This window comes from Burkholderiales bacterium, assembly GCA_013695435.1.
Lineage (GTDB): Bacteria > Pseudomonadota > Gammaproteobacteria > Burkholderiales > JACMKV01 > JACMKV01.
In genome coordinates, this window is sequence record JACDAM010000247.1 from 1 (window position 1) to 10,665 (window position 10,665).

11 protein-coding genes are annotated in these 10,665 nt (G+C 59.5%); 5 read left to right on the forward strand and 6 right to left on the reverse strand.

The features are described from left to right. From pqqE to pqqA (H0V78_12160), 5 genes are all read right to left on the reverse strand, one after another. Positions 1–890, reverse strand: an 890-nt coding sequence (pqqE, locus tag H0V78_12140; protein ID MBA2352490.1) for a pyrroloquinoline quinone biosynthesis protein PqqE, incomplete at its 3' end; no start/stop codon positions are given. 52 nt (positions 891–942) lie between these two features. Next, positions 943–1,245: a pyrroloquinoline quinone biosynthesis peptide chaperone PqqD gene (gene pqqD / locus H0V78_12145; GenBank protein ID MBA2352491.1), complete on the reverse strand. Its 303-nt coding sequence runs from the start codon at positions 1,243–1,245 to the stop codon at positions 943–945. 26 nt (positions 1,246–1,271) lie between these two features. Further along, positions 1,272–2,039 (reverse strand): pyrroloquinoline-quinone synthase PqqC, encoded by a 768-nt coding sequence (gene pqqC, locus H0V78_12150; GenBank protein ID MBA2352492.1) that lies wholly within the window; start codon positions 2,037–2,039, stop codon positions 1,272–1,274. A 165-nt stretch (positions 2,040–2,204) separates the two neighbouring features. Further along, positions 2,205–3,119 (reverse strand): pyrroloquinoline quinone biosynthesis protein PqqB, encoded by a 915-nt coding sequence (pqqB, locus tag H0V78_12155; GenBank protein MBA2352493.1) that lies wholly within the window; start codon positions 3,117–3,119, stop codon positions 2,205–2,207. A gap of 198 nt (positions 3,120–3,317) precedes the next feature. Next, positions 3,318–3,392, reverse strand: coding sequence for a pyrroloquinoline quinone precursor peptide PqqA (gene pqqA, locus H0V78_12160; protein MBA2352494.1), 75 nt, complete (start codon positions 3,390–3,392; stop codon positions 3,318–3,320). 246 nt (positions 3,393–3,638) lie between these two features. Here pqqA (H0V78_12160) and H0V78_12165 point away from each other — a divergent pair, with 246 nt between their 5' ends. From H0V78_12165 to pqqA (H0V78_12185), 5 genes are all read left to right on the forward strand, one after another. Next, entirely contained in the window at positions 3,639–4,535 is an 897-nt protein-coding gene (locus H0V78_12165; GenBank protein ID MBA2352495.1) for a TonB family protein, read from the forward strand. Between the two features lie 200 nt (positions 4,536–4,735). Then, positions 4,736–5,689: an MBL fold metallo-hydrolase gene (locus tag H0V78_12170; protein ID MBA2352496.1), complete on the forward strand. Its 954-nt coding sequence runs from the start codon at positions 4,736–4,738 to the stop codon at positions 5,687–5,689. After that, positions 5,686–7,413, forward strand: a complete 1,728-nt coding sequence (locus tag H0V78_12175; GenBank protein ID MBA2352497.1) for a PAS domain S-box protein — start codon at positions 5,686–5,688, stop codon at positions 7,411–7,413. The genes H0V78_12170 and H0V78_12175 overlap by 4 nt, the downstream gene beginning before the upstream one ends. Next, positions 7,410–8,048: a response regulator transcription factor gene (locus tag H0V78_12180; GenBank protein ID MBA2352498.1), complete on the forward strand. Its 639-nt coding sequence runs from the start codon at positions 7,410–7,412 to the stop codon at positions 8,046–8,048. The genes H0V78_12175 and H0V78_12180 overlap by 4 nt, the downstream gene beginning before the upstream one ends. Before the next feature lie 159 nt (positions 8,049–8,207). Further along, entirely contained in the window at positions 8,208–8,282 is a 75-nt protein-coding gene (gene pqqA / locus H0V78_12185) for a pyrroloquinoline quinone precursor peptide PqqA (GenBank protein MBA2352499.1), read from the forward strand. Positions 8,283–8,355: 73 nt separating this feature from the next. On the opposite strand, the gene H0V78_12190 is transcribed toward pqqA (H0V78_12185), so the two are convergent. Then, the gene (locus tag H0V78_12190; GenBank protein MBA2352500.1) at positions 8,356–10,620 is read right to left on the reverse strand and encodes an EAL domain-containing protein; all 2,265 of its coding nucleotides are present in this window, start codon (positions 10,618–10,620) and stop codon (positions 8,356–8,358) included. Positions 10,621–10,665 lie beyond the last annotated feature (45 nt).

Sequence of the window (10,665 nt, forward strand, 5' to 3'; positions counted from 1 at the left end):
TATTTGTTGAACGCCGGCGAGTCGTACCAGATCCATTTCATGCTGGCATCGCGTATGTTGGGAAACGTGATGCCCGGCAACTGGCGCGCTTCGTGGCACGGCAGCACGAGGCCATCGGCGGTCACCGTAATGAACACCGCGCCCCAGCCGTTCATGCACGCTTTCGGCCGGTTCTCGTAATAATCGGGAACGACGAAATAAATTTTCATTTTGTCGCCGATGCGCGCGCGAAATGCGTTGGTGATTTCTTCAGCACGCTGCAATTGCTCGCGGCTCGGCATCAGGTGATCGCGGTTCAGCAGCGCCCAGCCGTAGTATTGCGTGTTGGCGAGCTCGAGGTATTCGACTTCCATCTTCTCGGCCATATCCAGAATTTCCTGGATGTGATCGATGTTGAGCCGATGCAGCACGACGTTCAGAACCATCGGATATTCGTACTGCTTTATCAGCTTCGCGACTTTCGATTTCAATTCGAACGTGCGCGTGCTGCTGATGAAATCGTTCATCTCGCGCGTGCTGTCCTGGAACGACAACTGGATATGATCGAGCCCGCAGTCCTTGAACGCGGCGATGCGTTTTTCGTTCAGGCCGATGCCTGAGGTGATCAAGTTCGTGTAGTAGCCCATCTTGCGCGATTCGGCGACGAGGATTTCCATGTCGTCGCGCACCAGCGGCTCGCCGCCGGAAAAGCCGAGCTGGGTCGCGCCGAGTTCGCGGCCTTCGCGCAATGCTTTCAGCCATTCGTCGGTCGTCAGCTCCGTGCCGTAGCGCGTGTAATCGATCGGGTTGAAGCAGAACACACAATGCAGCGGGCACTTGTAGGTGACTTCGGCCAGCAGCCAGAGCGGATTGTTCGGCCGCGGCGTCGCGGGCGCCTCGGGCGCCAGCATCTGCGATTGGCTCGGAATGCTGCTGCCCGGATAATCGAACGGGCCGCCGCGTTCAAGCGGCGTGCTTGGGACGGATCCAGCCTTGTCCATATGCGGTCTCCAAAAAACTCAGCACGTCCGGGCGCAAATCCGCGCCGGGAAATGCCTGCTCCAGATTTTTCACAATGGCATCGATGGAGGATGCGCCATCGATGCGCTTCAAAATCTCGCCGGCGCTGCCGGAAAGTTTGACCATGCCTTCCGGATACAGCAGCACGTGCGCCTGTTGCGCGGGCTCCCATTGCAGGCGGAAGTGGCGCGTAATTTCGAGCACTGTTTCCGCACCGAGCGCCGGCCGTTCATTGGGGTTGGACATGGCTTCTTTCGCAGGGTTTGCAACAACTAATCATGCCGTTTGCTTGCGCGCCACGCGATAACATCTTCCGGCGTCACGTAATTGATCTGCATCGCGTCGAGCATGCACCACAAGACATCAAGCTTGAACTGCAGGATATCAAGCGCCCGTTCCTGCTGCTCGCGGGTCTTGAAATAATCGAGCGAGATGCGCAATCCGTGCTCGACATCACGGCGTGCTTCCGACAACCGTTTGCGGAAATAATCATAGCCGCTCTTGTCGATCCACGGGTAAACCTCGGGCCAACTCGCGAGCCGCGCCTTGTGAATCTCGGGCGCGAACAATTCCGTCAAGCTTGAGCATACCGCCTCCTGCCATGTCGCGCGGCGCGCGAAATTCACATACGCATCGACGGCGAAGCGCACGCCAGGCAGAACATGTTTGAGTGAAGTGATGTCGTCGCGCTTCAGTCCCACTGCTTCGCCGAGGCGCAGCCACGCCTCGATGCCGCCTTCTTCGCCTTCCAGCCCGTCGTGATCGGTAATGCGCTTGATCCATTCACGCCGCACATCGCGATCCGGCGTGTTCGCCATGATCGCGGCGTCCTTGATCGGGATACTGATCTGATAATAGAAGCGGTTGTAGACCCAGCCCTGAACCTGCTCGCGGTTCAGCTTGCCGCTGTTCATCGCAACGTGAAACGGATGATGGATGTGATAGCGGCTGCCCTTGGCCCGCAATTCCTGCTCGAATTCCTGCTTGCTCCACGGCAGGTCTTTCTGAAGCTCGCGTTGCCCGTTTTCTGCGGCGCCCATCTGCTATCCTTTAACGTCTGATACGGTCTGGTTTGTCATTGCGAGCGTTGGTTTGTCGTCATTCGAGCGCTGGTGTGTTTGTTCAGCCTTTAGCCCCGGACTTGATCCGGGGGAAGCAATCTCGCTTCGTACTGATAACGAACGGCTGTGCTCCGCGCGATGACATTACAGGATGATCTCCATCCCATCATACGCCACCTCTATTCCGGCGGCTTCCAGCTCCGCCCGCTCGCGCGATTCCTCATTCAAAATCGGATTGGTATTGTTGATGTGGATCAAAACCTTCCGCGGTTTCGGGAATTGTCGCAATGCCGCCATCATGCCGGCTTCACCGGATTGCGGCAGATGACCTATCTCGCGGCCGCGCTTTTTCGAGACGCCGAGCTTGATCATTTCATCGTCAGTCCAGAACGTGCCATCGACGAGCAGACAATCGGCGTTGCCCATGAATTCGCGCAAATGCGGCTCGATTTCGCCGAGCCCGGGAGCATAAAACAGGCTTTTACCAATGGCTGTATCGGTGATGCGCATGCCGATGTTGTCGCCTTCATGCGGATCATTGCGGTGCGGCGAGTAGGGCGGCGCCGCGCTTTTCAAAGGCAGCGCGGAAAACGACAGATGCGCCACGCCGTCGATCCGGAAGCTGCTGCCGGCCTCGGTCGGCAGACGGCGCCAGTTCACGCTGCAATAATGGCCGAGGATGTTGAATAGCGGATTACCGGTCGTCAAATCCTCTCGCGCCATGTCGGTGCAGTAGAGCTCGAGCGGCTTGCCTTCGCGCAGCATCAAAAGGCCGGTGGTATGGTCGATCTGGCTGTCCATGAGCACGATCGCGGTAATCGCGGTATCGCGAAGCTGGCGCGCGGGCTGCAATGCCGGAAACGCTTTCAGTTGCGCGAGGATGTCGGGCGAGGCATTGAAGAGCACCCAGTTCACGTCGTCGCCGGTCAGCGCGATCGACGATTGCGTGCGTGCCGTGGCCTTGATGGTTCCTTTGCGCAAGCCATCGCAATTCGGGCAGTTGCAATTCCACTGCGGAAAGCCTCCGCCTGCCGCCGCGCCGAGAACTCTGACTTTCATCGATAACGATCCACTAATTATCCAATAAACGCATTCGTCCTTTGCAGGGAAAAGCTGCCGCGACAGAAGCAGGCGCCACGGTTAAAATGAGTCGAGTACCAACACGTCAAATGACAAGGGAGCCTTGCGGGCCCCCTTGGCTATGTGGCTTGAAAGCTAACAAGCCCGCATCGTTCTGAAGTCTATTCGTTTTCCGAACTAGCGATTCAGAATGTACATCGTCACTTCGAAACCGAAACGCATATCGGTGAATTCAGGTTTGTTCCAAGCCATAGTCATCTCCAAAGATTTAAGTTGATTGCAAAGCCCAAGTTTCTCGATTGGGGAAACCAGCAGGCTGGAAACTTGTCCGGATCAGCTCCATCCAACCGGCTCATCCAGAGGTTTCAGATCCCGTAATTTCGGGTTCATTGTCAGCCAGCCGAGCGCTGCCCGCCACGGTGCATTCCCTCAATCGCGCGTAATGATTTTCATGAGTCTGATTCTGGCCGGCAGGATGTTTGTCGACACAAACGATGCGTGCAAACCGTCGGCGGCATGCAGAAAGACGTCGCTGTGATTGCCGCGCCTGCGTCAGCCGACTCCGTGAATCGCGCGCACAATGCGCAAATGTTGGTGGCGCTGGTGCTATCCGTCGCGGTTCATGGCGCCGTCATTACATGGACGCCGCTGTTTCGTTTCAAACCTGTCGAGCCGCCGCCGCCGGTCATCACGGTCGAGCTCATGCCGAAGGTTGCGGAGCCGCCGGCAGAGATCGCACCGGCGCCGCCGCCCCCGCCTGAAGTCATACCCGAACCGGAGCCCGAGCCGCTAATCGAGCCTCCGGCCGAGCCGGTGCCCGAAGTGGCGCCTGAGCCCGAACCGATACCGGAACCGATACCGGAACCCGAACCGATACCCGAACCCGAACCGAAACCCAAGCCCAAACCGAAATCGGTGCGGAAGAAACCGGTTCCGGTAAAAGTGCCGACGCCAGCGCCGGAGATAGCGCCGCCCGCCGAGCCCGCGCCGCCAGTTGCGCCGCCGCCGATAGTCGCGGCACCCGCCGAAACGCCGCCGCCGGTCGCCATTCCCCCCGAACTATTGCAGCCGAAAAAACCGCCAGCGCAGCCGGTCGACGATGAGTTGCTCGACGGCTACGCGCAACTCCTGTCCGGCGTGATCGGCAAATTCCAGAAGTATCCGCGCCTGGCGCAAATGCGCGGTTGGGAAGGCACCGTTGAAGTGCTGCTCAAGATCGCAGCCGGCGGCGCGGTTCGCGATATAACGGTCGTCAAGTCGAGCGGCTTCGATGTTCTCGATGACCAGGCGCTGGCGATGGTCAAACAGGCGACGCCGTTGCCCAAGCCGCCGGCCAATCTCGGCGCACAGGATTTCAGCGTCAGGGTTCCGATTGTTTTCCGGCTGCAGAAATAACGAGTGTCTCGGTTCGTACCTGCATGCATCGGGGACCGTTCGCCCCCGGATCGAGTCCGGGGTTAGCTCTGACCTTTGTCGAAGGATGGTTCGACAAGCTCACCACGAACGGCCTAACTGAGAAACTATCGCTGCCTCGCCGCGTATGCCGCTTCGGTACGGTGCGCTACACTTGCCGCAGTTTCAAATCCGGAAAGGTTATGAAGTTCATTGTCTCGTCTTGCCTGATATGGGCTTTTGCAACGGCTGCCGCCGCGTCCGATCCCGGACTTTTGCAGCCTCGTAAAGTGGCCGAAGGCGTCTATGCTTTTATCGGCGCGCTCGAGGATGTCAGCGCGGCAAACGACGGCAATGTCATCAACAGCGGTTTCATCGTCGGTGATGACGGCGTCATCGTCATCGATACCGGCGTCAATTTCCGGCACGGCCAAAGGATTCTTGCGGCGATACAATCGACAACCGGAAAGCCGGTGGTGCTCGTGCTCAACACCCATCCACATCCGGAAAACGTTCTCGGCGATAGCGTGTTCACGAAGCTCGGCGCGCGCGTCGCCGCGACCCCGGCCACGGTTCAGGCGATGGAGCAGCGCTGCGAAGTATGCTACAAACATGTTGCCGGCATTCTCGGCGAAGCGGCCATGGCGGGCACCGACATCGTGATTCCCGAGCCGCTCGGCGAAAAGGCCGCGCCGCGTGCGCGGATCATCGACGCCGGCGGACGGAAGCTCAGACTCTTGCACTACGGCTGGGGCCATACCGAGGGCGACCTTGCCGTGCTCGACGTCAAAACCGGCGTGCTGTTCGCGGGCGGCCTGGTTTCGCTGGACCGGATTCCGGTCATGATGCAGGCGAGAGTGAGACCCTGGATCGCGACGCTGGAGCAGTTGCGAAACGTGCCGTTCAAGATCCTCGTTCCCGGCCACGGGCCGATTTCGAAACCGAAGCGCATGGACGACACCCTGAACTACCTTCGCGATCTGCTGAAGTCGATCGGAAAGCAGTACCGCGCCGGCGACAGCGTATTCGATGCGCTGCACCGTACAACAATGCCGGCCTACCAGAACTGGGCGCTGTATCCCGAGACACATCTTCTGAATGTGCAGCACGTCTACAGCGAACTCGAAAGGGCGGAGTTTCAAGGTAGCGTAAAGTGAGCTTGCGCTTTCGCATCAACGTGCTGATTACGGCGCTGATGTTACTGTTGCTGGCCGCCATGGCGTGGATGACGATCAACGACACGCGCAGCTCTTTGCGCGAGGAAATCGAAGCGAGCACCAAAGTCACCATCCAGTTGCTGACTTCGGTTGTCTACAGCAGCCAATTTTTGCCGGGCGGCGTGTTGCCGAACCGTATCATGCTCGACTTTTTAAAAAATCTCGGGCGCGTGCGCGCCAACGAAATCCGGCTGTACGATGGCATCGGAGACTTGATCTACACGTCGCCGCCCTCGAAGTACAAGGCCGGTCTTTACGCGCCGCAATGGTACGCGGATCTGGTCGCGCCGCGCCCGGAACATACGACGCTGCGAATACGCAACGGCACCCTCGTTATCATCCCGGATCCGTCGCGGGCAACGCTCGATGCGTGGGACGATTTCGTCAAGCTCGGCTGGATCGCGCTGGCGTTCTTCATTATGATCAACGCGTTGATGTTCTGGCTGGTCGGGCGTTGGCTGCGGCCGATCAAAGTAATCCTCGGCGGCTTGTCGGAAATGGAGCGCGGCCGGTTCGATGCGCGGTTGCCGGATCTTACGCTGCCGGAATTCGCCGCGATCAGTCATACCTTCAACCGCATGGCCGACGCGCTCGAGGACAGCCAGGCCGAAAACCGGCGTCTTGCGTTGCTGGTCAAACAATCGTCGGATGCGATCATGATTTACGACCTGCAAGGCAATATCACGTTCTGGAATCCCGCCGCCGAGCGGCTGTTCGGCTACACGGCGGCGCAAGTCGACGGCAAACCGGCGACGCTGCTGACGCCGCCCGAACGCGTTGCCGAAATCGCGCAGAATCTGGAGGGGATCGCGCGCCGCGAGCTGATCGAAAATTTCGAAACCGAACGCGTGACCAGCGACGGCCGCGTGCTTGAAGTCGCCTTGTCGGCGGCGCCGCTGATCGATCCGCACGACGAGCGCGTGATCGGCCAGATTTGCAGCATGCGCGACATTACCGAAAACAAACGCGCGCAGCAGACCGCGCGCGAGCTGGACGAGAACCGCAAGCTGACGCAGTTGATTCAAAGCCACGTCGAGGAGGAGCGCCGCCACCTGGCGCGCGAGCTGCACGACGAACTCGGCCAGTGCGTGACCGCGATCAAGTCTATCGGCTACTCGATCGCCAGCCGCAGCAAGGACGGCGGCAGCAAGGACGCCGCCGCCGATATTCACGAAAACGCGCAGACCATCGTTTCCGTAGCCAGCCATATCTACGACGTCGTGCACGGCATCATTCGCGATCTGCGGCCAAGCGGACTCGATCATCTGGGCTTGCTCGAAACTCTCAGCGATACCGTCAATACCTGGCGCGCGCTTCATCCTGAAATCGAATTCGACGTGCGTTTGCAAGGCAAACTCGACGATCTCGGCGAGACCATCAATATCACGCTCTACCGCCTGGTCCAGGAATGCCTGACCAATCTTGTGCGTCACGCCGCCGCGAGTAAAGCCGAGATTTCGCTGACCCGCGGCGACGGCAGCATAAAGTTGATGGTGGCGGATAACGGCAAGGGCATCGGCGCCGGCGCAGCGAAAAACGGTCACTTCGGTCTGATCGGCATGCGTGAACGCGTGCAGGCGTTGCATGGCAGCTTCGAAACGGAAAGCCGGCCGGGCGCCGGATTGCGGGTGATCGTCGTTCTTCCGCTGGAAGCCGCGGCATGAGCGCGATCCGGGTGATGCTGGTCGATGACCACGCTGTTGTGCGCATGGGTTTCCGGCTGCTGCTGGGGGGCGCATCCGACGTTGAGGTCGTCGCCGAAGCCGAAAGTGGCGAGGCTGCGTGCAGCGATTACGTCAAGATCAAACCCGACGTTATGGTCATGGATTTGTCGATGCCGGGCATCGGCGGGCTCGAAGCCATAACGCGCATCCTCGCCAGACATCGCGAGGCGAAAATTCTTGTGCTCTCGGCTCACGACGACACCATGCACCCGAAGCGCGTTCTGCAGGCGGGCGCGCTCGGCTATCTGTCGAAACGCAGCGCGCCGGAGGAACTGATTGCGGCGATCCGCCAGGTCGCGCAGGGAAAAATCTTCCTTGAACCGAAAATGGCGAATCAGCTCGCGGTTCAGCAATTGACAGGCGAGAAGAACCCGGTAGATGTGTTGAGCCCGCGCGAATTCGAGGTGTTCATGCTGCTGGCGAAAGGTAAGCCGGTGAACGAGATCGCCGAATTGCTGTTTCTGAGCCCGCGTACGGTCGGTACGCATTTGTACAACATCAAGCAGAAGCTCGGCGCCGGCAATTCGGCTGAAATCGCATTGATTGCAATGCGCGCCGGGTTGCTGGAGCCGTGACGCCGGTGACGCCGGCTCTGGGCGCCGGCCCGTCACAACCGGGCGAACCTAATGAAAATCATTAGGCCGCAATCACGCTTTTCTGCTATTGCGGCGCCGCCGGGCCGCGCATACTGCAATCGTACTGAAACTTAATCAACAACCGTCAAGGAGATAACCATGGCTTGGAACAAACCTGAGTTCACCGATATGCGTTTCGGTTTTGAAGTCACGATGTACATTCTGAATCGCTAGCGCTAGAAAACTTCCTCCTGAAAGGGCTGTCCGCACGGACAGCCCTTTTTTATTCAGCATTACGGTTATCGGATTAGGCGCGCTCGGAAGCAGCGCTGCGCCGCGGCAGCGCTTGCGCCAGGGCGATCAGGGGTTCGGGGACGTGAACATCGAAGCCTTGCGCGTAATCGACGCCGATTTCGCGCAGCTTGGCGAGTATCCGGCCATTTTCAACGAATTCGGCGATGGTCTTGATGCCCATCACGCGCGCGATGCGCATGATCGCTTCGACCATCGCATGATCGACGGGATCGTCGGCGATATCCCTGACGAAGCCGCCGTCGATTTTGATGTAATCGACCGGCAGATTCTTGAGATAACCGAACGACGACAAGCCGCTGCCGAAATCGTCCAGCGCAAAGAAGCATCCCATCTGCTTCAAGGTCAGCATGAATTCATTCGCACGATTGAGGTTGGCGATCGCGGCGGTTTCGGTGATCTCGAAACAGATCGCAGCCGGCGGTGTGCCGCTGCGCTCGAATTGATCGATGACGAATTCGAGAAAGTGCAAATCGGAAATGCTGGTTCCCGACAGGTTGATTGCGTACAGGCATTCGCCCGGCGCGCGCCGGTGCATTTCCCGGTAGTGCGCGCCGTGGCTCGCGAATAGCGTGCGGATCACCCAGCGGTCGATTTCCGGCATCAGGTTGTAGCGTTCGGCCGCCGGAATGAAGGCCATCGGCAGCACGACATTGCCTTTTTCATCCTGCAGGCGCAGCAGCAACTCGTAGTGCTCGCCGCGCGCAGGAGCCGATTTGCTGATCGGCACAATGCCCTGGTAATACAGAAAGAAACGGTTTTCTTCGAGGCCGGCGGTGATGCGCGACAACCAGTCCATTTCGCCGTGACGATGGCGGATTTCGGCGTCGTCCGGTGTAAACAATTGGACGCGGTTGCGCCCGTTGTCCTTGGCCATGAAGCACGCGGTATCGGCCGCCGACAGCAGCGCTTTCATGCTTTCGCTGTGCTCGGTGATCGCTACAAGACCAGCGGATGCGCCGACCGTGAACAGCTGCTTGCCCCAGGTGAAGCGGAAATCGCGGATCGCTTCGACCAGCAGTTCGGCAATGCGCTGCGCCTGTTCGAGCGGGCAATCTTCGAGCAGCACGCCGAATTCGTCGCCGCCGAGCCGCGCCAGGGTATCGGAGCGGCGCATCTTGCTCATCAGCAGACTCGCCAGTTGACGCAGCAACTCGTCGCCCGCGAGATGGCCGCTGGTGTCGTTGACCACCTTGAACTGATCGAGATCGATGTAAAGCAGCGCATGATGCGTGCCGCTGATCTTGGCGTTGTGCAGCAGCGCCTCGGACGCTTGCTCGAAGCCGCGCCGGTTCAAAAGATCGGTCAACGCGTCGTGGCTCGCCTGGTGCGAAATCTGATCGGCCATTTCGCGCGCGAGCGTGACGTCGTGGAACACCAGCACGACGCCGGCATCGCCGCCTTCCCGGGTTCGGATCGGCGCTGCCGAATCCTCTATCGAATACTGCGAGCCATCGCGCGACAGCAGCAGGTTATGCCCGACCGATTGCACCGGGGCGCCATTGCGCAAAACTCTGGCGACCGGATTTTCCAGCGGCTCCTGGCTGGCCTGATCGATGACGCGAAAAACCTGTTCGAGCGACTGGCCGAACGCTTCGTCCTGATTCCAGCCGGTCAAGCGTTCGGCGACCGGGTTCAGATAACTGATGCTGCCACGCGCGTCGGTCGTGATCACGGCGTCGCCGATCGATTCGAGCGTGACCTGTGCCAGTTCTTTTTCCTTGAACAGGGCTTCCTCGGCTTGCCGATGATCGGTCAGATCGTTGACCAGCACATAGAAGCCGAGCACCTGGCCGGCGTTGCTGAAATGCGGGACGTAGGTGCTTTGCACGTAGCGGCGCACGCCGTCTTTCTCGATATCGAGTTCGAACGACACGTGCTCGCCGGCCAGCGCTGCGTCGATGAACGATTTCACGCCTTCGTAAGTTTCGTCGCCGAGCACTTCCCGCATCGTGCAGCCGAGCATTTCCATGACGCCGATGCTGACCCATTCTTCGTAGGTCTGGTTGTAAAAACGGTAACGCTCTTCGGTATCGACATACGCAATCAGCGCCGGGATATTGTCGGCGATCATGCGCAACCGCTGCTCGGACGCTTGCAGCGCCTGCTCGGCCTGCTTGCGATACGTGACATCGCTCGCGGTTACCGCAACGCCACTGCCCAGCGGCACGACCTGATAACGCAACCACGTCGCAGCCGACCCGGACAAGGTCGACGATAGCTCTTCCTGCAGCGGCCTGCGGGTTTCAGCGACCCGCACATATTTCTCGAAAAAGTTGCCGCTCTCCCTGCCGGGCGCCAGCGC